The organism is Streptomyces sp. NPDC001604 (genome assembly GCF_042893475.1).
In the GTDB taxonomy this organism is placed as follows: Bacteria; Actinomycetota; Actinomycetes; order Streptomycetales; family Streptomycetaceae; genus Streptomyces.
Window position 1 is genome coordinate 25,745 of the sequence record NZ_JBIAUY010000031.1, and the last position, 20,769, is coordinate 46,513.

Genomic DNA, 20,769 nt, shown 5'->3' on the forward strand with positions numbered 1-20,769 from the left:
CCACGCCACCACCTCCTCACCCTCTCAGCGACAAGGAACGGCCATGTCTGTCCACTTCACCCGACGCAGCCTGATACGCGGCATCACCGCGGCGACCGCGGTCGCCACCCTCGCCACCGGGCTCGCCGCCTGCGGTGGGAACAGCGACGCGGCCACCACGACCGCTGCGGCCGACGGGACCGTGACCGTCGGACAGCTCTCCAACGGCGCCGCCAAGCAGACCGGCCTCAAGGTCTCCGAGGTGAAGTCGATCAGCGCGGAGCTGCCCAAGTCCGTCAAGAGCAGCGGCAAGCTGGAGATCGGCATCGGCGCCCTGCCCGCCGGTTTCGCGCCGTTGGCCTACGTCGGCAGCGACCAGAAGACCCTCACCGGCGCCGAGCCCGACTTCGGCCGCCTGGTCGCCGCGGTCCTCGGCCTGAAGCCCGAGCTGAAGAACTTCACCTGGGAGAACCTCTTCGTCGGCATCGACAGCGGCAAGGTGAACGTGGCCTTCTCGAACGTCACCGACACCGAGGAGCGCAAGAAGAAGTACGAGTTCGCCTCCTACCGCAAGGACAACCTCGGCTTCGAGGTGCTCAAGGCCGGCAAGTGGAACTTCGACGGCAACTACGAGAACCTCGCCGGAAAGACCGTCTCCGTCGGCGCCGGCACCAACCAGGAGAAGATCCTCCTGGAGTGGAAGAAGAAGCTGGAGAGCGAGGGCAAGAAGCTCACCGTCAAGTACTACCCGGACCGCAACGGCACCTACCTGGCCCTCAACAGCGGCAAGATCGACTCCTTCTTCGGGCCCAACCCCGGCATCGCCTACCACATCACCCAGTCCGCGGGCACGCCCAATCCGACGCGCAACGCGGGCACCTACTCCGGCGCCGGCGCCTCGTTGCAGGGCCTGATCGCCGCCACCGCCAAGAAGGACAGCGGCCTCGCCAAGCCGCTCGCCGACGCCATCAACTACCTGATCAAGAACGGCCAGTACGCCAAGTGGCTGGCCGCCTGGAACCTATCCAACGAGGCCGTCGCCAAGTCCGAGGTCAACCCGCCCGGCCTGCCGCTCGACAACTCCTGACCCGCCACCGACAGGGGATCCCGTCGCCGCCCAGCGGCGGGGTCCCCGCTCCCAGGCCCTCGGAGACCACCCCACGATGTCCGCCACCAGCATCGAAAGCATCGAAGCCCCCTCCTCGCACCTCCTGGACAACCCCGCCTGGGCGGCCCTGACCGGCCCGCACGCCCACTTCGCCGAACGCGTCGGCCGCGCCGCCCGCTACCGGCAGGACGTGGCCCCCTTCCATGCCCTCGCCGACACCGACGACCCACAGGCCTGGGCCGACCTGGCCACCCTCGTCGGCCCCGACGGCACCGCCTCGGTGCGCGGAGTGACCGAGGCGCCGCCCGGATGGGAGATCCTGCGCACCGGACAGGGTGTCCAGCTCGTGGACACCGGTCTGCGCGCCGAGCCCGACCCCGAAGCCGAACGGCTCGGCGCCGACGACGTGCCCGAGATCCTCGACCTGGTCGCCCGCACCCAACCGGGGCCCTATCTGCCCCGCACCGTCGAGATGGGCACCTACCTCGGCATCCGCCACCGCGGCCGGTTGATCGCCCTGGCCGGCGAGCGCCTCCACCCGCCCGGCTGGACCGAGATCAGCGCCGTGTGCACCGACCCCGCCCACCGCGGCCGGGGCCTGGCCACCCGCCTGGTCCGCGCGGTCGCAGCCGGCATCAAGGAGCGCGGCGAACGCCCCTTCCTGCACGCCCGAGCCGGCAACGCCGACGCCGTCCGGCTCTACGAGTCGATCGGCTTCACCCTGCGCCGTCGCACGGTCTTCTCGCTGGTACGGCCGACCGGAGCCGCCGTTCTGGAAGAAACGGCATAGCCGTGGCGTTGTCCTTGTCGGAGGCTGACTGTTCGCGTGTTCGGGCGGAGGTGTGGGACGTGACACGTGTACTCCGCGCCCGTGCCGACAACCCGCGCCACCGCGTCCGCCTGCACTCCCGGCCCCATATCGACCTCCAGCGCGTGGCCAGCGCCCTCTGTTGCTCCTGACCGTCCCCCAGCCGTCGGCTCGGGGGGACTCCCATCTCCCCTCGGTCGCCCTGCCGCCGTGTGCCCCGATCCCGCGGGGCCGGCGATCTCGTACGGACCTCCAGGAAGGCACCTCGTGTCCCCAACTCCCGCTTCCCGTCTGCACCTTGCCGTGGCCCTCGAGGGCACCGGCTGGCACCCGGCCTCCTGGCGCGAGCAAGTGGCTCGCCCCCGGGACCTGTTCACCGCCGGCTACTGGGCCGACCAGGTCGCCGAGGCCGAGCGCGGACTGCTCGACTTCGTCACCTTCGAGGACGGCCTGGGCCTGCAGTCCTCCCGGTACGGCGAGCTGGACGGCCGTACCGACGAGGTGCGCGGCCGCCTCGACGCCGTACTGATCGCATCCCGCATCGCACCTCTCACGCGGCACATAGGCCTGGTGCCGACCGTGATCGCCACCCACACCGAGCCGTTCCACATCTCCAAGGCGATCGCCACCCTCGACTACGTCAGCACCGGCCGCGCAGGCCTGCGGGTGCAGATCACCGCCCGCCCGCACGAGGCCGACCACTTCGGCCGCCGCACCTTCCCGCCGATCGACCTGGCGGAACTCCAGAGCCCGGCCGGACAGGAACGGCTCACCGAGCTCTTCGACGAGGCCGCCGACTACGTCGAGGTCGTGCGCCGGCTCTGGGACAGCTGGGAGGACGACGCGGAGATCCGGGACGTCGCCACCGGCCGCTTCATCGACCGCGACAAGCTGCACTACATCGACTTCGAGGGCAGGTACTTCAGCGTCAAGGGCCCCTCCATCACCCCGCGCCCGCCGCAGGGCCAGCCGCTCGTCACCTCCCTCGGACACCAGACCGTCCCGTACCGGCTGATCGCCCGCCAGACCGACGTCGGCTACGTCACCCCGCACGACACCGACCAGGCCCGCGCGATCGTCGCCGAGATCCGCGCCGAGCAGGAGGCCGCCGGGCGCGCCGGTGAACTCCTGCACGTCTTCGGCGACCTGGTGATCTTCCTCGACGACGACCAGGCCGCCGCGGAGGACCGCCGTGCCCGTCTCGACGGCCTCGCGGCAGAGCCCTACACCAGCGACGCACGCATCTTCGCCGGTACGCCCGCCCAACTCGCCGACCTGCTGCAGGAGTTCGCCGAGGCGGGACTGACCGGGTTCCGGCTGCGGCCCGCCGTCACCGGACACGACCTGCCCGCCGTCAGCCGGGGCCTGGTCCCCGAACTCCAGCGCCGTGGCGCCTTCCGTACCGCCTACGAGGCCGACACGCTGCGCGGCCTGCTGGGCCTCGCGCGCCCCGCCAACCGCTACGCCGCCGCCACCGCCTGAGCCGGAAGGACCGCACCGACATGAGCAAGCCGCTGAAGCAGATCCATCTGGCCGCACACTTCCCGGGCGTCAACAACACCACGGTGTGGAGCGACCCGAAGGCCGGCAGCCACATCGAGTTCAGCTCCTTCGTCCACTTCGCGCAGACCGCCGAACGCGCCAAGTTCGACTTCCTCTTTCTCGCCGAGGGGCTCAGGCTCCGCGAACAGGGCGGGAAGATCTACGACCTGGACGTCGTCGGCCGGCCCGACACCTTCACCGTCCTGGCCGCGCTCGCCGCCGTCACCGAACACCTCGGCCTGACCGGCACCATCAACTCCACCTTCAACGAGCCCTACGAGGTGGCCCGCCAGTTCGCCAGCCTCGACCACCTCTCCGGCGGCCGCTCCGCCTGGAACGTCGTCACCTCCTGGGACGCCTTCACCGGCGAGAACTTCCGCCGCGGTGGCTTCCTCCCGCAGGAGGAGCGCTACTCCCGCGCCAAGGAGTTCCTGACCACCGCGCACGAACTCTTCGACTCGTGGCACGGCGACGAGATCATCGCCGACCAGGCCACGGGCGTCTTCCTGAGCGACGCCAAGGCCGGCTCCTTCGTCCACTCCGGCCAGCACTTCGACATCCACGGCCAGTTCAACGTGCCGCGCTCCCCGCAGGGCCGCCCGGTCATCTTCCAGGCCGGCGACTCCGACGAGGGCCGCGAGTTCGCCGCCTCCTCCGCCGACGCCATCTTCAGCCGCTACGCCACCCTGGAGGCGGGCCAGAGCTTCTACCAGGACGTCAAGAACCGCCTCGCCAAGTACGGCCGCCGCGCGGACCAGTTGCTCATCCTGCCCGCCGCGAGCTTCATCCTCGGCGACACCGACGCGGAAGCCGAGGAACTGGCCAAGGAGGTGCGCCGCCAGCAGGTCAGCGGGGCCACAGCCATCAAGCACCTGGAGTTCGTCTGGAACCGGGACCTGTCCTCCTACGACCCGGAGGGCCCGCTGCCCGACATCGACCCGGACATCAGCGACAACCACATCTCCAAGGGCCGCGCCCAGGTGCGCATGTACCGCGACCCGCTGGCCACCGCCCGCGAGTGGCGCGAGCTGGCCGCCGCCAACAACTGGTCCATCCGTGACCTCGTCATCGAGACCGGCAACCGCCAGAACTTCATCGGCTCCCCGGCCACCGTCGCCAGGACCATCAACGACTTCGTCCAGGCCGACGCCAGCGACGGCTTCATCCTCGTCCCGCACATCACCCCCAGCGGCCTCGACGTCTTCGCCGACAAGGTCGTCCCGCTGCTCCAGGAACAGGGCGTGTTCCGCACGGAGTACGAGGGCCCGACCCTCCGCCACCACCTGGGCCTCGCACACCCGGACGAGGCGTCGGACGAGCGGGTGGCCTCGTGAAGTTCCTCGCGATCACCCTGATCGTGCACCGCCCGGACCCGGTCACCGGGGTGCAGAAGTCCACCCACGACCGGTTCCGTGAGGTGCTCGACAACGCCCTGCTCGCCGAGGAGCTGGGCTTCGACGGCTTCGGTGTGGGGGAGCGGCACGAGCGGCCGTTCATCTCCTCCTCGCCGCCGGTCGTGCTGAGCCATGTCGCCGCGCTGACGAAGCGCATCCGGCTGTTCACCGCGGTGACCACGCTCAGCCTCCTGGATCCGGTCCGCGCCTACGAGGACTACGCAACCCTCGACCACCTCTCGAACGGCCGCCTCGACCTGATCATCGGCAAGGGCAACGGCGCCGCCCAGCGCGACCTGTTCCACGTCACGCCCGAGGACCAGTGGGACCGCAACGCCGAGAGCTACGAGGTGTTCCGGCAGATCTGGCGGCAGGACAAGGTCACCGCGGCGACCCGCTTCCGCCCCGAGTTGGCGGAGGCGGAGGTGTGGCCGCGCCCCTACCAGCAGCCCGTCCGGGTCTGGCACGGCAGCGCGACCAGCAAGGAGTCGGTCGACCTCGCCGCACGCTACGGCGACCCGCTGTTCTCGGCCAACGTCACCAACCCCATCGAGCCGTACGCCGAGCTGATCCGGCACTACCGCGAGCGCTGGGAGCACTACGGCCACGACCCGGCACGGATCGCCGTCGGGGCGGGCACGGCGGGCATCCTCGTCGCCCCCACGACCCAGGAGGCGCTGGCCGCGTACCGGCCGGTCTTCGAGTCCAACCTGGCGTTCTTCAAGAAGGCCGGCCTGCCGGTCGTCTTCGAGACCCTGGAGGACTTCGTCGAGCGCAGTTCCGCCCTGATCGGCAGCCCGCAGCAGGTCATCGACAAGGTGCACCGCTACCACGAGCAGTTCGGACACACGGTGGTGCACGTGCACGCGGACGCGAGCGGACTCACCGACACCCAGCACCGCGACTCGCTGGAGCTGTTCCAGTCGGCGGTGGCTCCGACCCTGCGCAAGGCCATCCCGGACCCGCCCTTCGACTGGGGCCCGGTGCTGCCGGGAGCGGCAGCCAGTGAGGAGCCGGCACATGTCTGACATCCCCCTCGGCGTCCTGGACCTGGTGCCGATCTCCTCCGGTTCGACGGCCGCCGAGGCCCTGCGCAACTCCATCGACCTGGCCCGGCAGGCCGAACGCCTCGGTTACGCCCGCTACTGGTTCGCCGAACACCATCTCAACCCGGGCGTCGCGGGCACGTCCCCCGCGGTCGTCCTGGCCCTGGCGGCCTCCGCCACCTCCACCATCCGCCTCGGTTCGGGAGCCGTACAACTCGGCCACCGCACCGCCCTGTCCACGGTGGAGGAGTTCGGCCTGATCGACGCCCTGCACCCCGGCCGCCTCGACCTGGGCCTGGGCCGCTCGGGCGGCCGCCCACCGGGCGAGAAGGCGACAGGGCCGACGACCACCCCGGTCGTCGACGGGCGCGCCCCCAACGGCCTGCTCATCCCGCCCCGCTTCTCCTTCGAACGTCTCCTCGGCTCACCCCGGATCGCCCTGCAACGCAGGCTGCTCCTGCTCCCGAACGCGGAATCGCAGGACTACGCCGAGCAGATCGACGACATCCTCGCCCTGCTGGCCGGTACCTACCGCTCTCCGGAGGGCGTCGAGGCGCACGTCGTGCCGGGCGAGGGCGCCGAGGTCGAGCTGTGGATCCTCGGCAGCAGCGGCGGCCAGAGCGCCGAGGTCGCCGGCGCGCGCGGCCTGCGGTTCGCAGCCAACTACCACGTCAGCCCGGCCACCGTCCTGGAGGCGGTGGACGGTTACCGGTCCTTCTTCCAGCCCTCCGACGTCCTCGACAAGCCGTACGTCAGCGTGTCCGCCGACGTCGTGGTCGCCGAGGACGACGAGACGGCCCGCGAACTCGCCACCGGTTACGGCCCGTGGGTGCGCAGCATCCGCACCGCCGAGGGCGCGATCGAGTTCCCGACGCCCGCGGAGGCGCGCGCCCACCCCTGGACCGACGAGGACCGCGCGCTCGTCCAGGACCGCCTCGACACACAGTTCGTCGGCTCCCCGGCGAGGGTGGCGGACCAGCTGGAACAGCTCCAACAGGCCACGGACGCCGACGAGTTGCTCATCACGACGATCACTCACGACCATGCGGACCGGGTGCGGTCGTACGAGCTGCTGGCCGAGGAGTGGAAGCGGCGGTGAGGCTCAGCAGCCCGAACCGGTCGGGGCGAACTGCATACGGGTGTGCCGGCCCGCCGCCTGTGCCCGGTCGTAGATCTCGCGGGTGACCCGGTACCAGACGTCGTCCTGGGCCTTGACGCCGTTCACGTCGTCGAGGCTCACGCACCACCGCTCCGGCCGCACCACCCGCCGGTAGGTCTCCGTACCCTGACGGACCTTCCGGCAGCTCCGGTAGCGCTCGGTGGTGTACCAGACGCGGGTCGTCCGGTGGGTGCCGGAGCCCGAACGCGAGGTGTGGCGGACCTGCTTGGTGGCGGACGTGCACTTGCTGACCAGATGCGGGCGTGTGTCCGTGACCGTCTTCCGGGAGAGGTGGCGGACGGTGTCCCGGAGCCCGGACACGGTTTCCGGGCTCGGCCGGACGTGCCCTCCGACGCCGTCCTGCGTGCCGTCGCCGGTCCCGCCGCTCCCGCATGCGCCGAGCGCGGCCACGAGGACGGCCGTCACTCCGGCAGCCAGCAGCCGACGTGCCATGAACATGTCTCTCCCTGAGGTCGGCGGCCAGCGTAGTCGATCCCTGGCCGAAAACGATCGCTCCGGAGGTCTCGGTAAGAGCTCGACATGAGCTCGGTATGACGGAGGGCGATCGCCGGGCACAGCGCGGTCCGGCTGATGGCGGGCGCGTAAAGTGCCTGGCCGGGTCCGGTCGGGTGGCCCGACATGCCGTGGAGGGAGCGCGCGATGGCAGGTCCGCCGGAACTCACCGTGGGGCGACTGCTGTCCTCATGGCAACCGGACCTGCCCGCACTGCTGCTCGTCCTGCTGCTGGGCGCCCTCTACGGCTGGGGCGTCCTGCGGCTGCGGCGCCGGGGCGAACGCTGGCCCGTGTCCCGCATCGCCGCCTTCGCGGTCCTCGGCCTCGGCACCCTCGTCGTGGCGACCATGTCGGCCCTCGCCGTCTACGACCGTGTGCTGTTCTGGCCGGCCGCGGTGCAGAACATCCTGCTCGACCTCGTCGCACCGCTCGGCCTGGCGCTGGGCGACCCCCTGCGACTGGCCGTCCGCGCCCTTCCCGAACGGGCCGCCGGGCGCACCCGACGGGCGATGACCGGACGCCTGGTACGCCTGCTCACCTTCCCGCTGGTCAGCACGGCCCTGGTGCTGGCGACCGAACTGACCGTCTACTTCACCCCTTACTTCGAGACCGCCCTGCGCCACGGCTGGCTGCACCAGCTGATGTATCTGCACCTGCTGCTCGCCGGCTGTCTGTTCGTGGTGCCGGTGCTCACCCGCGAGGAGACGCTCCCCGCCTGGTGCACCCACCCGGTGCGGGCCGCGCTGGTCTTCCTCGACGGCATCGTCGACGCCGTCCCCGGCATCGTGGTCATGACCCACGGCACGCTGATCGCCGGCGCCTGGTATCTGCACCACGCCCCGCCCTGGTCCCGGGACGTCCAGCACGACCAGCAGCTCGGCGGCGGCGCCATGGTCGGCATCGCCGAACTGGTGGCCCTGCCGTTCCTGCTCGCCATCCTGGTCCAGTGGGCCCGCACCGAACGCGCGACGACCGCGGCCCTGGACCGCCGCCTGGCGACGGAACTGGTCCCGGCAGCGCCGGCGGAGGGGCAGACCGAGTCGCCCGACCTGGTACGCCCGTGGTGGGAGACCGAGAACAGCGAGATCGCCCGCCGCATCCGGCAGCAGTGACCCATGGGCTGACCCCCGCCGCCGCTTCTCATGGCAAAGTGCAGGCCGTGGATCTCAGAGCGGGGGGGCGGTGCTGTGACGGACGCAGCTGAGGATGTGCAGGGCCTGTGGCGGCAGCGGGACTTCATGCTGCTGTGGAGCGGCCAGACGGTCAGTGAGATGGGATCGGCGGTCACCGAGGTCGCTCTGCCGCTGCTCGCGGTCGTCGCGCTCAAGGCGAGCACGTTCCAGGTCGGACTGCTGACCGCGGCCACCACCCTGGCCTTCGCGGTGATCGCGCTCCCGGCGGGTGCGATGGTGGACGGCGCCGCCAAGCGCTCCATCATGATCGTCTGCAACCTTCTCCGCATGGTGGTCATCGGTTCGGTTCCGGTGGCGGCGGCATTCGGTGTCCTGACGATGGCGCAGCTGTACGCGGTCGCGGTGGCGGCCGGTGTGTGCTCGGTGTTCTTCGACGTCTCGTACCAGAGTTATGTGCCGTCACTCGTCCGCCCCGAACACCTGATGAGCGCCAACGGCAAGCTCGGGACCACCCAGGCGTTCGCCCAGCTCGCGGGACCGGGTCTGGGCGGCGGCCTCGTCGGGGTGTTCGGTGCCGCGGGGGCGATGGCGGCCGACGCGGTCTCCTACGCGGTCTCGGCCCTGTCGGTCCTCGGGATCAGGACCCGGGAGGAGCCGCCGCCGGCGCGACCGGCGGACGAGACGCCGCGGCACCGCATCGCCGAGGGCCTGAAGTTCGTCTTCGGGCACGCCATCCTGCGCAGGGTCGTGGCGTGCACCGCCACCGCGAACCTGTTCGGCGGCATGAGTTCGGCGCTGGCGATGGTCTTCCTCATCCGGGTGCTGCACGTGCGCCCCGCGCTCACCGGGCTGATCATGGCGGGCGCGGCCATCGGCGGGATCGCCGGAGGGGCGTTGGCCGGGCGGCTCGCCGGGAAGGTCGGCTCGGCGCGCATCATCTGGGTGTCGATGCTGGTCTTCAGCGCGCCGCAGGTCATTGCGGCGGCGGCCTGGCGGGGCTGGGGAGTGCTGCTGTTCCCGCTGGGCTGGGGCATCGCGTACTTCTCCGGGATGGTCTACAACATCGCCCAGGTCAGCTACCGGCAGTCGGTGACACCGCCGGAGCTGATGGGCCGGATGAATGCGGCCGTGCGCTGGGTGGTGTGGGGCACGCTGCCGCTCGGCGGCGTCCTCGGCGGGGCGCTGGGCACCCTGATCGGGGTGCGGGCCGCACTCTGGCTGGCCTTCATCGGTTCGTGGGCGGCCGGCTGGTTCGTGTTCTTCTCCCCGCTCCGCCGCATGCGCGATGTCCCGCAGGCCGCGCCGATGTCCGACCCCGTTGTCACGAGTTGACGGTGATGGCCCTCACCAGCGCGGCCGGCGACTCCTCGGGGGCTGTTCCCGCGGTGTCCACGACGATGCGTTCACGGTTCCACGGCTCGTACTGCCTGCCGACGACCTCTTCCCAGTCCGGTAGCGGCAGACCGGGGATGTCCACCGACCGTGATGCCACGCGCCGCCGTTGCTCCGCCGGATCCGAGCAGACCACCTCCACCTCGACCCAGGGGACACCCGCCCGCACCGCCGCGTCCCGCCGGGCGCCCCGTGTGACCGCCGGGGGGTTCACCGGCTCCGCGATCACGGACAGGCCCTGCCGCAGCTGCTCCTCGGCCGACCCGACGACGTAACCGGCAGGCCCCACGGGATGCCGGGCCGGCCCGGAGCGGACCAGTGCCTGCTCGATGGTGTCCACCCGTACATGCACCGCGCCGATCTTCGCGGCCGGCAGCCGGGCAAGGGCGGTCTTCCCGGTGGCGGGCAGGCCGCCGATCACGACGAGCATGCGGTCATCGCCCGCCCGGACCGGACCCGGTCATCGCCCAGCTTTGGGCGGCGGGGTCGAAGCCGACCACCGCCGCACCGGAGACCGTGGGTCCGCGCAGCAGGGTGGGGGAGCGGGGCAGGTCATTTCCCGTCGGCGAGCGAGGCGCGGGTCGGCTTGCCCAGTGCCCAGAACAGCACGCCCAGGAGCATGAACCCGACGAGCGGGACGGCCTCCGTCAGCAGGTACTTCCAGCGCTCGCCGTGACTCCAGCCGTCCGGCGCGTAGGCGGATCCGAACCAGTGGTCGCCGAGCCCGGGAGCGACCAGCTGCACACTGGCGAACAGGATCAGCGCGCTGAGCACGACGCTGATGACGCCGGGGATGGGCGCCTTGTACGGGCGGGGGACGTCCGGGGCCTTGCGGCGCAGTACCGCGAGCGCCGGGAAGATGCCCAGGTAGCTGACGAGGGTGGTGGAGACGGCGAGGCCGAGGACCGCGCCGAAGAGCTTGGCCGCGCTGCCGTGGGTCAGTTCGTGGGCCAGCACCAGGACGACGGTGGAGACCAGACCGCTGAGGATGTTGACCCGCACCGGGGTGCCGAAGCGGCTGGAGATGACGCCGAGGAAGCGGGGCGCGGCGCCGTCGTAGCCGGAGACGGCGAGGGCACGGTCGGAACCCATGATCCAGGTGACGCCGGAGGACAGCACCGTGAGGATGAACATGATCGCGGCGAAGTCGCCGAGCAGGCTGCCGGCACCGCTGAGGGTGGCCGTGCCGTCGGAGGCGACGTGGCCGCCGTAGACGGTGAAGACCTGCCGGATCGCGTCGAGGAACCCGCCGAGACCGGTGACGGCCTTGACCGGCAGGACCAGCAGGATGCCGAGGATCGGCAGTGCGTACAGCGCCACGGCGAGGGCCGCGCTGCGGAAGATGGCGAAGGGAACGTCCTTCTGGGCGTCGGTCATCTCGTCGCCTGCGGTGCTGGGCAGTTCGAAGCCGACGTAGTTGAACATCAGGACCGGCACCAGAGCGACGAAGCCCGCGTACGTCGGCGAGAAGTCACCGGCCCCGAAGCCGTGCAGGCCGTGCTTGATCCCGTAGATCACGACGGTGACGGTGAACAGGCCGAGGAGGACGAAACGGCTCCAGGCGCCGAGGGTGGGGATCCACTTGCCGACGTCGAAGGAGAGGATCGCGGCGAGGACGCCCACCCAGACGAACAGCAGGGTGAAGACGTAGAAGGCCGGCGTGCTCAGGTCCTTGCCGTCGTTGAAGAAGGTGGTGAAGGCCGTGACGGCGGAGACGGAGAGCGTGCCGCCCAGCCACACCGGGTTGGTGATCCAGTAGAGGAAGTTGTTGACGGCGCCCGCGAGGCGCCCGAACGCCCGGCTGGTCCAGATGTAGGGACCGCCCTCGTCGGGGAACGCGGCCCCGAGCTCCGCGGTCAGCAGCGCGGAGGGCACGAAGAACACGAGAGCCAGCACGATCAGCCAGGTGAACGCCTCGGCACCGGACGAGGCGACCGTACCGATGGTGTCCACGCCGACGATGGTGCACAGGAGGAAGAAGAGAATGTCGAAGCGGCCGAAGTGCTTGCGCAGCTTCTGCCGCTCCGTCTGGGCCGTTGCCGGCTCGGACGCGATCTCGCCAACGGTCACGGGGGCTCCTGCGTGCGCGCGGGGTATGGGTGCGATTCGGCCAATGATCGACGCCACCGCACAACCGCACAAGCGTTTCTGTACAAGTCTTGACCATCGCCTGGGCGCCTTACGGCACCGGAAACCCAGCCGAAACATCTGACCCGGCAGGCGCAGGGCTGGTGGATTCGGCAGCGCCGTCGGAGCGGGCCTCCAGTGCCCGCAGTACGGCCACCATGTCCTCGCCTCCATGGCCCTGCGCCACCGTTTCGCCGAACAGGGCGTGGCAGACGTCGAGCAGCGGGGAGGCCAGGCCCGCCTTGCGGGCGGCCTCCGCGATCAGCCGGTTGTTCTTGAGGACGTCCGCGGCCGCCGCCTGGACGGCGAAGTCACGGTCCAGCAGTTTGGGCGCCTTCATCCGGGAGACGGCGCTGGCCATCGGTCCCGCGTCCAGGACGTCCCGCAGCAGCCGCGGGTCGAGTCCGTGCCGGTCGGCGAAGTGGAACGCCTCGGCCAGCCCGGTGACCAGGGTGATCAGGAACAGGTTGACCGAGAACTTCATCAGCAGCGCGCCCGGCACGGGGCCGCAACCGAACGTCTCGCGGCACATGGGGGCGAGCAGGGGCCGAACGGCCGCAACGGCGTCGTCGTCCCCCGCCAGCATCGCCACCAACTGCCCCTGCTCCGCCGGGACTCGGGACCCGGAGACCGGGGCCTCCACGTAACGCCCGCCCGCGCCGTGGACGGCCTCCCGCAGGCCGGCCGAGTACTCCGGCGAGGTCGTGCCCATGTGGACCACGGTGTGTGCGGCGACCCGCGCGGCGAAATCCGGCGTGCCGCGCCCCAGAACCGCGTCGACGGCGCTCTCGTCGGCCAGCATCAGCATCACGGTCTCGGCCCGGCCGAAGACCTCGGCGGGACCGGCCGCGATCTCGGCTCCGGCGGCCCGCAGCGGCTCGCACCGGGCCGGGGTGCGGTTGAAGACGACCAGAGGTGTCCCGGCGCGGACGAGGTTGAGCGCCATGGGCTGCCCCATGACCCCGAGGCCGACGAAACCCACGTACACGATGTACCACCGTCCTGGCTGATACCGATCCGGCCGGCGCCGAGGCCGACTGCGCCCACCGGACTATGACAGCGGTCATAGTAGCCCCCGCTATGACGGTGGTCATAGAGTGCAGGGAGTCGTCGATGCTTCGAGCGGTGGGAGGAGAGCGAGGATGACGGCGGCACAGGCGCCGCGCCGTGGTCCGCGGGAGCGGATGGTCTTCGGTGCGGCCCAGCTCATCCGGCGCGAGGGGGTCGCCTCCACGGGGATGCGGGAGGTCGCCGAGTACGCGCAGGCGCCACGCGGTTCGCTCCAGCACTACTTCCCCGGCGGCAAGGAGCAGCTGGTCAACGAGGCGGTGGGCTGGGCCGGGAGATATGCCGGCAACCGCATCGACCGCTTCCTCGCCGCGCTGCCCACGCCGACGCCCGGCGGGCTGTTCGCCGAGATGGTCCGCCAGTGGACCGACGAGTACGAGACCGCCGGATTCGCGGGCGGCTGCCCGGTGGCCGCCGCAACGGTCGACTGCGCCGAGTCCACCGCCTCGACGCGGGAGGCGGCGGCCGCCGCGTTCGGCACCTGGACCGGCTCGGTCGCCCGGGCCCTGACGGACATGGGCGTACCCGAAGACCGGTCCGGGGCGCTCGCCACGCTCATGATCGGCGCTCTGGAGGGGGCGATCCTCATCGCCCGCGCCGAGCAGAACGTCCGCGCCCTGACGAGCGTCGCCCGGGAACTGGGCCCGCTCCTCGACGCGGCGGTGGTCAAGGACGGCGCCTGACCCCTGCCCGGCTCAATCCTTCCAGTCGAGCTGATGCTCGGGGTCCCCACCGACCGCCCGTACGCGATCGCTTCGGCGCGGCCCGGCACATCGCCGCGCCGATACCGGAACACCTTCTGGGCGAAGACGACCACGCGCTCGTCCCCCGCGGTGAAGTCCGCGTACCAGCCGTTCTCCGGCTCCAGTGCCTCGGCGAGTGCCTGCGCGAGGCCGCTCACGTCGTCGCTGTCGGTCTCCCACTCGACGAGCGTCCACAGCCCGGGCTGCGCGGTGCTCGCGCTTGCCGAGACGTCGAGCCGGGTCACGTTGCCGCCGCTGACATCGCCCCGGACGGCAGCTCACGGCGGCGACCCCGGACATGGGTCGGGGAACGGTTCCCTCCCCCGAAGGTACCGTTCCCCGACCGCTCCCCCGGCGCCGGACTGTGGGCCGGCTGGCCGCGTGGGCGCGGATCTGTGCTGTCACCAGCACATGACCGCTGTTTCCCCCGGTCCCCACGCGGAGTACAGACGTACTCGGACGAAGTAGCGACGGCCCTTGACGAGCCGGGCCTTGATGGTGGCGTTGTGCGGTGCTCTGCCGTCGTCCCGGCCGGCGAGGTAGCGGGGCTCCCCGTCCCGCTCCTCGAAGACCACGAGGACGCAGTCGCTCGCGCCGAAGGTGCCGACGGTGTACTCGCGGGTCTCCGGCGGGTCGACGGTGAAGTCGGCCTGCTCGCCCGGGCCGAGGCCCAGCGGCGCCGAGCGGAACGGCACCAGCGCGGGCGGCCGCGGCACGTCGGCCGGCGGGTACCAGCGCAGCACGAACTCCTTGTCGGCCGGCGAGAGCGTGCCGGGCGGGTGCAGGCCGCCGCGGAACTGCTCCGGCTCCAGGATCAGCCCGTCCGAGAACGGATACTCCATGATCGACTGCGGGTCCCAGACGGAGCCGTTGACCTCGTCCGGGTCGAGCTTGCGCAGGATGTTGAAGTACGTCCTGTCCCGGCTCCAGAAGTTCGGCGGGCCCGCCAGCTCGGCGTAGACGGCCTCGTCGTCCCAGTGGATGCCGGCGAACGGGCTCTGGTGCTCGTGCAGCATGCCGAGCGCGTGCCCGATCTCGTGCAGGGCCGTCCCGCGCTCCCCGGGCGCGGTCAGGTCCCAGCCGAAGTTCATGGTCCGTTCGTTCTGCCCGGCCTGCAGACAGTCCTTGCCCACCATCGACCAGGAGCCGTCACCGAGCTGGAACCCGATGCGCAGCTCGGCCTCCGAGCGGTCGCCGACCTCGACGAAGGACACGCCGATGCCGAGGCCCTGCCACTCGTGGAAGCACTCGCGCACCACGTCCCGCTGCTCCTTGGCACCGACCCACGACACCCGGCGGGACTGCCCGGTTCCGGGTACGGGAATCACCGACCCGTCGGTGTCGCCGTCGAAGAACCAGTAGTGCAGCACGGTGCCGTTGACCCACATCGACCGTCCGCCGATGAGCGCACTGAGCCGCTCGGCGGTCAGCCCCGGTGTGAAAGCGGGGGCCGACTGCTGCACGAGGGAGCAGTAGCGTCCGGTCATGCGCACAGGTTGCCGTGGGCAGCGTCACAGGCGCCTGAGTCGAGGGCTACTCAAGTCACCCTGTATCAGGGTTGAGTACTCGCGCTCATACTCCCGTGACGACTTTCGAACGCGACGCGAAGGCCCTTGAACTGCCCTGGCAGTTCACCGGACGTGAGGACGAGCTCGAGCTGATCCGCCGCTCCCTGACCGCAGGCCGGCACGGCATCGTGGTGACCGGGCCGGCCGGCAGCGGCAAGACCCGGCTGGTCACCGAGGCCGTACGGGGCAGCGACCGCACCCGTGCGGCCGGGACACCCGAGACCCGGCACCTCCCCTTCGCCGCGTTCGCCCATCTGCTGCCCGAGTCGGTCTCCCTGCACCGGGCGGTCCAACTCCTGTCCGGGGTACGGCTGCTGGTGGTCGACGACGCGCATCTGCTCGACGACGCCTCGGCCGCCCTCGTGCACCAGCTGGCCGTGCACGGCCGCACGCGGCTGATCGTCGTCGCCGCCGACGGCGGACCGTGCCCCGGGGCGATCTCCCGGCTGTGGACCGGCGAGCTGCTGCCACGGCTCGCCCTGGAGTCGCTGCCCCGCGAGGACACCGAACAGCTGCTCGCGGCGGGCGTCGGCGGCAGCCTGGAACCGCTCACCCTGAACCGCCTCCACCACCTGTGCCAGGGCGATCTGAGGCTGCTGCGCGAACTGGTGGACGCGGTGCGAGAGCACGGACTGCTGACCCGCCTCCTGCCGGACATCGGGGAATGGGCGTGGCGGGGCCCGGTGCCGGTGACGGCGACCGTCCGCGGGCGCACCGCCCAGCTCCTCGAACGCCCCGGCCCCGCCGAGCGGGACACCCTCGAACGCCTGGCCTTCGCAGAGCCCCTGCCCCTGCACATGGACGACCTCGACCTGCGAGTCCTGGAAATCCTGGAGGCCGACGGCCTGATCCGCATTGACGACCAGGGCGACCAGGGCACCGTCCGCCTCGCCCACCCTCTGCACGGCCCGGTGCTGCGCGCCGCGGCCGGCAGGCTCCGGGCGAGGCGGCTGGCCCGTACACCGGCCCAGTGCGCCGCAGCCCTCGCCGCCGAGTCGGCCGCGCTGACCCGCCGGATCGAGCAGGCGGACGTACGGCCGCTGCCGACGCCCGTGGGGGAGTGGCTCGCGCAGGAGGGCGCACGGGTGCCTGCCGGGTACGCGGCGGTACGGGCGAGGTTCTCGCGGCTCCGGGGGGAGCTGCGGGAGGCGGCGGCCTGGGCGCGGGAGGGGCTGCGGGACGCGTCGGGGGATGCGTCCTGCCGCACCGAACTCGCCCTGGCCGCCGCGCAGTCGGGGGATGCGGCGACCGCCGGGGAGGCCGTGGCGGGCTGCCCGGAGCTGGAGGAGCCGTCCGCCTGGCTGATCGCGGCCCGCGGGGACGTGGACGGGGCGCTCGCGGCGATCGGCGACGCCACCGACGGCATGGTGCAGAGGTACGGCGACGGCAGCGACCGTATGGCTGCCGGTTCCGACAGCGCGTTCGCCCTCTACGACGCGGTACGCCTCGGAGCCCCCGAGAAGGTCGCCGAACGACTCCCGCCCGACGGCGTGTTCGCCGAACATGCCGAGGCGCTGGCCCGTGGGGACGGCCCCGCGCTGGACCGGGCCGCGGAGGCGCTGGAGGCGCGCGGGTTCCTGCTGTTCGCGGCCGAGGCGCACGCGCAGGCGGTACGCGCGCACCGCGACCCGCGCGCCGCACGCACCTCACGCACGCGTGCCGTCGCCCTGGCCCGCCGCTGTCAGGGCGCCCGCACCCCGGCCCTGTCCGGGCTGGTCCTCGGCGAACTGACCGCCCGCCAGCGGCAGATCGTCACCCTGGCGGCCGCGGGCCTGAGCAACCGGCAGATCGCGGAACAACTGACGCTGTCCATCCGCACCGTGGGCAACCACCTCTACAGCGCCTACGCCCGGCTGGGCGCGAGCGACCGGGGTGCCCTGCCGTGGCTCGTGGAGCTGCCGAACGCGCAGCCGGCCTGAGCCGCGCCCAAGAACCGGCGGTCTGACCCCCAGTATTCGGGGGAGGGGTCAGGCCGCCGCCCGCGTCTCCCGTCAGGCGTGGGCCCAGCGCCACCGGCCAGAGCTGTATGTGCACTTGATCGGCGTGCCGTCCGCGGTGGTCGTGGTGGCCCCGTGGTCGCTGTTGCGGCAGAACTGCCCCGCCGAGTAGCAGTTGCCCGAGTTGGACGTGATCGAGCAGGTGCCCACGCTGTCCTGGCTGCCGCTGTCGGCGGCCTGGCGGCGGCGGTTCTGGTGACGGTGACCGTGGGGCCGGGCTTTGCCTTGGCCTTGACGGTTTCGGTGACCGTCGGGCCGGGCTCGGGCGTGGCCGTCACCGTCGCCGTGACGGTCGTCGCGGGCTTGACCTTGGCCTCGACGGGCTGCTTGCCGCTGTTGGCGGGGAAAGCGATGAGCTCGCCCGCGACGAGCAGGCCTGAGCTGCCCGCCGGGCGAGTTCAGGCCGCCCCGAACGCCGTGAACGCCCACCCCGTGGCCTGGTGCAGTGCATGCTCCGGCGGCAAGGAGCGTGCGTCACGCAGAGCCCCGGCCAGTGACGGGCCCGAGCTGCCCGCCTCGCGACTTCAGGCCGCTCCGAACGCCGTGAACGCCCACCCCGTGGCCTGGTGGAGTGCATCGCCCGGCAGCGAGGCGCGTGCGTCGCGCAGGGCCTCGGCCAGGGACAGGCCCGCGCTCAGGCCCTTGTGCAGGGCGAGCATCAGGGGCACCACGGCGTGGTCGTTGACGGGTGCGCTGCTGGCCAGCACTCCCGCCGTGCCCAGCGGCAGCAGGGCGGTGACCAGGCCGAGGAGTTCGTCCGCGCCGACCGAGGCGAGGCGGGCGGTGTCGCAGCTGGACAGGATGATCCGGTACGGGCTGCGGTCCAGGCGTTCGAAGTCATGGACGATGAGCGGGCCGTCGGCCATCCGCAGCGCGGAGAACAGGGGGCTGTCGGCCCGGAAGGTGCCGTGCGCGGCGATGTGCGCCAGCGCGGCGCCGTCGAGTTCCTCCAGGACGCGCGGCACGCGCGCGTCCTCGTGTTCCAGGAGGGTCGGCCTGCCGTAGCGGTCGGCGAGTTCGGGCACTTCCGCGCCGCCGGTGGCGAGCCCCGGCCCGCGCACCAGGACGTGGCGGCCGCCGGGAGGCGGCTCGGTCTCGTGGGCGCGCAGCCAGCTGCTCGCCGACGGCGACACGCTCAGCACCCGCTCCCGCAGCGACGGCAGCAGCGCCCACGGCACACGGTGCAGCCGGCTGGGCGGTACGACCACGACCGGACCGCTGCCCAGCTGCGCGGCGGCCGGGCCGAGCAGCAGCTCCTCCAGCCGGCGGCCCATGGCCTCGACCACCGGAAGCCGCGCCTCCGCGCCCGGGTGGGCCAGCCTGCGCAGCCCGGCCTGCACATGTTCGGCCTCGGTCTCGGCGTCGGCGAGCAGCCCCGCCTCGAACCGCCGCACCCGCCCCTGCCCGCACAGCAGTACCTGGACCCGCCCGTCGAGCACGGCGAGCTCCACCAGCCGCACCTCGCCCAGCCGTTCGAGCAGTCGGCCGGGCTCGAAGCGGTCCCCGCCGCCGGGCGCGTCGCCGCGCATGTGCAGGGTCCGGGAGCGGATCTCCCGCTCCAGACGCCGCTGTTCACGCTCCAGGGCGGGGATCGGTCGGCCGTCGCTGCGGGCCTCCTCCGCGCGGGCGGCGATCTCCCGGAACGCGGTCAGACTGCCGAGCAGGGCCGGGTCCGCGGGCGGCCGGGTGGGTGGGGTGGACAGGACGGTGGCCCGCCAGCGTTCGCTCCACATCAGCAGCCGGCGCGGGCTGCCCGAGTCGAGGCTGACCTGCTGGGCCAACGCGGCCAGCTCCGCGCCCTGTTCGGTGGCGCGGGCCCGCAGCTCGGAGGCGCCCAGCGTCATCCGGTGGTCGTCGAGTACGTCGAGGCCGCGCCGGCACGCCTCCAGGACACCCCGGCCGGACCCGGCGGCCCGCGCGCGCAGCGCCTGCGCGGCCCAGCCGGTCATCCGCGCCAGCGGTGGCCCGCTGTGCCGGCTGCGGGCGGCGACGGCCAGATGCCGCTCCGCGTCCGCCGTCCAGCCCAGCGAGAGCGCGATCCGGCCCGCCAGCAGCGAGGCCTCCGGGGCGGCCGGCGCACCGAACGAGGCGAGCCGTTCGGCCACCGCCGCCGCGTCCGCGACCAGTCGTCCCGAGCGGCGCCCCGCGGCCACCCGCGCCTCGATCAGCACCAGCCGGGCATGCGCCTCCCACCAGCTGCGCCGCTGCCCGGCGAACAGCCGCACAGCAAGTGCCGCGCGCGCGATCGCGGTGTGCGGATCGCCCGCCAGACGCGCCGCGCGGGCCGCGACCAGCAGCAGCTCCGCCTTGCGGGTGGACTGCCCGCCGATGCCGTCGAGCGCACCGATGGCCGTGTCCGCCTCGGCGAGCGCCTCCGGGGCGAGCCCGGCGGCCATCAGCACCTCGCAGCGCCGGATGTAGAGCATGAACGACGGCGTGCCGAGCTTTGCGTAGCGCTCCTCGGCCTCGTCCAGCAGCCGTAGCGCGAGGGGGATGTCACCGGAACGGAACGCGGCCAGCCCCCGGCTCTCCACCACGTCCGCCTTGTCGTGCTCCTGGCCCGTGGTGTCCCACTGCGCGTGCGCGGCGGTGAAGTCCGCCTCCGCCCGGTCCACCGCGCCGAGCGCCAGATGCACCGTGGCCCGCAGGGTCAGCGCCCGCGCCGTCCAGATGACGTCGTCCGCCTGCCGCAGCACGGGAATCGCCCGGCGTACGTCCTCCAGCGCCTCCCGATGTCGGCCCAGCACCCAGGAGGCGTACCCCCGCCGGAACAGGACCCGCGCGCGGGTGTGCCCGCTGCTGACCGCGACCCCCCGCTCCAGCGCCTCCAGCCCCTGCCGGGTGCGGCCGGAGTGCACCAGCGCCACGCCGAGGGTGGCCAGGATGTCGCCCTCCCGGTCGGGTGCCTGGGCGCGCGCGGCCAGATCGCGGGCGCGGCGCAGATGGTGCAGCGCGATCCGCATGTCGCCCCAGTCCCGCTGCCAGATGCCGATCACCTGGTGCGCGACGGAGGCGCGCCAGGGCGTGGGATCGGAGTCCAGCACGCCCTGCGCCCGCGCCCGGGCCTCACCCGGGTCGGCGAACACCATCGGCAGCAGTTCGAGAACCGAGTCGCTTCCCGCTGTCACTCAAAGGATGGTAGTGGCCGTGGTTGCGCCCCACACCGGTTTGGCGCTGTATCAATCGACGGC

The 20,769-nt window shown here is 72.2% G+C and carries 17 protein-coding genes and 1 pseudogene; 11 read left to right on the top strand and 7 right to left on the bottom strand.

Annotated elements, in window-relative coordinates:
- Positions 1 to 43 precede the first annotated feature (43 nt).
- The 7 genes from ACFY1E_RS46050 (at position 44) to ACFY1E_RS46080 (ending at position 6,976) form a co-directional block, all read left to right on the top strand.
- Entirely contained in the window at positions 44 to 1,066 is a 1,023-nt protein-coding gene (locus ACFY1E_RS46050) for an ABC transporter substrate-binding protein (protein WP_389088092.1), read from the top strand.
- A gap of 76 nt (positions 1,067 to 1,142) precedes the next feature.
- Positions 1,143 to 1,877, top strand: coding sequence for a GNAT family N-acetyltransferase (locus ACFY1E_RS46055; RefSeq protein ID WP_389088094.1), 735 nt, complete (start codon positions 1,143 to 1,145; stop codon positions 1,875 to 1,877).
- Between the two features lie 59 nt (positions 1,878 to 1,936).
- Positions 1,937 to 2,047 (top strand): putative leader peptide, encoded by a 111-nt coding sequence (locus tag ACFY1E_RS46060; protein WP_389088097.1) that lies wholly within the window; start codon positions 1,937 to 1,939, stop codon positions 2,045 to 2,047.
- Positions 2,048 to 2,162: 115 nt separating this feature from the next.
- Positions 2,163 to 3,377: an LLM class flavin-dependent oxidoreductase gene (locus ACFY1E_RS46065; RefSeq protein ID WP_389088099.1), complete on the top strand. Its 1,215-nt coding sequence runs from the start codon at positions 2,163 to 2,165 to the stop codon at positions 3,375 to 3,377.
- Positions 3,378 to 3,397: 20 nt separating this feature from the next.
- Positions 3,398 to 4,771 (top strand): NtaA/DmoA family FMN-dependent monooxygenase, encoded by a 1,374-nt coding sequence (locus tag ACFY1E_RS46070; RefSeq protein WP_389088102.1) that lies wholly within the window; start codon positions 3,398 to 3,400, stop codon positions 4,769 to 4,771.
- The gene (locus ACFY1E_RS46075; protein WP_389088104.1) at positions 4,768 to 5,859 is read left to right on the top strand and encodes an LLM class flavin-dependent oxidoreductase; all 1,092 of its coding nucleotides are present in this window, start codon (positions 4,768 to 4,770) and stop codon (positions 5,857 to 5,859) included. The genes ACFY1E_RS46070 and ACFY1E_RS46075 overlap by 4 nt, the downstream gene beginning before the upstream one ends.
- Entirely contained in the window at positions 5,852 to 6,976 is a 1,125-nt protein-coding gene (locus ACFY1E_RS46080) for an LLM class flavin-dependent oxidoreductase (protein ID WP_389088107.1), read from the top strand. The genes ACFY1E_RS46075 and ACFY1E_RS46080 overlap by 8 nt, the downstream gene beginning before the upstream one ends.
- Positions 6,977 to 6,979: 3 nt before the next feature.
- Here ACFY1E_RS46080 and ACFY1E_RS46085 read toward each other — a convergent pair whose 3' ends face one another.
- A complete protein-coding gene (locus tag ACFY1E_RS46085) occupies positions 6,980 to 7,495 on the bottom strand; it encodes a hypothetical protein (protein WP_389088109.1) in 516 nt (171 codons plus the stop codon).
- Between the two features lie 201 nt (positions 7,496 to 7,696).
- On the opposite strand from ACFY1E_RS46085, the gene ACFY1E_RS46090 reads away from it, so the two are divergent.
- Together ACFY1E_RS46090 and ACFY1E_RS46095 are read left to right on the top strand one after the other, a co-directional pair.
- Positions 7,697 to 8,662, top strand: coding sequence for a cytochrome c oxidase assembly protein (locus ACFY1E_RS46090; protein ID WP_389088112.1), 966 nt, complete (start codon positions 7,697 to 7,699; stop codon positions 8,660 to 8,662).
- A gap of 75 nt (positions 8,663 to 8,737) precedes the next feature.
- Positions 8,738 to 10,015: an MFS transporter gene (locus ACFY1E_RS46095; protein ID WP_389088114.1), complete on the top strand. Its 1,278-nt coding sequence runs from the start codon at positions 8,738 to 8,740 to the stop codon at positions 10,013 to 10,015.
- Here the strand turns inward: ACFY1E_RS46095 and ACFY1E_RS46100 are convergent.
- The 3 genes from ACFY1E_RS46100 to ACFY1E_RS46110 form a co-directional block, all read right to left on the bottom strand.
- Positions 10,005 to 10,505: an AAA family ATPase gene (locus tag ACFY1E_RS46100; protein ID WP_389088117.1), complete on the bottom strand. Its 501-nt coding sequence runs from the start codon at positions 10,503 to 10,505 to the stop codon at positions 10,005 to 10,007. The two genes, ACFY1E_RS46095 and ACFY1E_RS46100, sit on opposite strands and share 11 nt — an antisense overlap.
- Positions 10,506 to 10,627: 122 nt before the next feature.
- Positions 10,628 to 12,145, bottom strand: coding sequence for an APC family permease (locus ACFY1E_RS46105; protein WP_389088119.1), 1,518 nt, complete (start codon positions 12,143 to 12,145; stop codon positions 10,628 to 10,630).
- Positions 12,146 to 12,254: 109 nt separating this feature from the next.
- Positions 12,255 to 13,190, bottom strand: coding sequence for an NAD(P)-dependent oxidoreductase (locus ACFY1E_RS46110; protein ID WP_389088122.1), 936 nt, complete (start codon positions 13,188 to 13,190; stop codon positions 12,255 to 12,257).
- A 154-nt stretch (positions 13,191 to 13,344) separates the two neighbouring features.
- Between ACFY1E_RS46110 and ACFY1E_RS46115 the strand changes: the two genes are divergently transcribed.
- Complete coding sequence (locus tag ACFY1E_RS46115) at positions 13,345 to 13,953, top strand: TetR/AcrR family transcriptional regulator (RefSeq protein ID WP_389088124.1); 609 nt, start codon at positions 13,345 to 13,347, stop codon at positions 13,951 to 13,953.
- 461 nt (positions 13,954 to 14,414) lie between these two features.
- On the opposite strand, the gene ACFY1E_RS46120 is transcribed toward ACFY1E_RS46115, so the two are convergent.
- A complete protein-coding gene (locus ACFY1E_RS46120) occupies positions 14,415 to 15,500 on the bottom strand; it encodes a M12 family metallopeptidase (protein WP_389088127.1) in 1,086 nt (361 codons plus the stop codon).
- A 95-nt stretch (positions 15,501 to 15,595) separates the two neighbouring features.
- Between ACFY1E_RS46120 and ACFY1E_RS46125 the strand changes: the two genes are divergently transcribed.
- Positions 15,596 to 17,500, top strand: a complete 1,905-nt coding sequence (locus tag ACFY1E_RS46125; protein ID WP_389088129.1) for a LuxR C-terminal-related transcriptional regulator — start codon at positions 15,596 to 15,598, stop codon at positions 17,498 to 17,500.
- A gap of 72 nt (positions 17,501 to 17,572) precedes the next feature.
- Here the strand turns inward: ACFY1E_RS46125 and ACFY1E_RS46130 are convergent.
- Together ACFY1E_RS46130 and ACFY1E_RS46135 are read right to left on the bottom strand one after the other, a co-directional pair.
- Positions 17,573 to 17,964: pseudogene (locus ACFY1E_RS46130) on the bottom strand (hypothetical protein); the annotation flags it as partial.
- A 138-nt stretch (positions 17,965 to 18,102) separates the two neighbouring features.
- On the bottom strand, positions 18,103 to 20,667 hold the full coding sequence (locus ACFY1E_RS46135; protein WP_389088194.1) for a CHAT domain-containing protein: 2,565 nt from the start codon (positions 20,665 to 20,667) through the stop codon (positions 18,103 to 18,105).
- Positions 20,668 to 20,769: the final 102 nt, after the last annotated feature.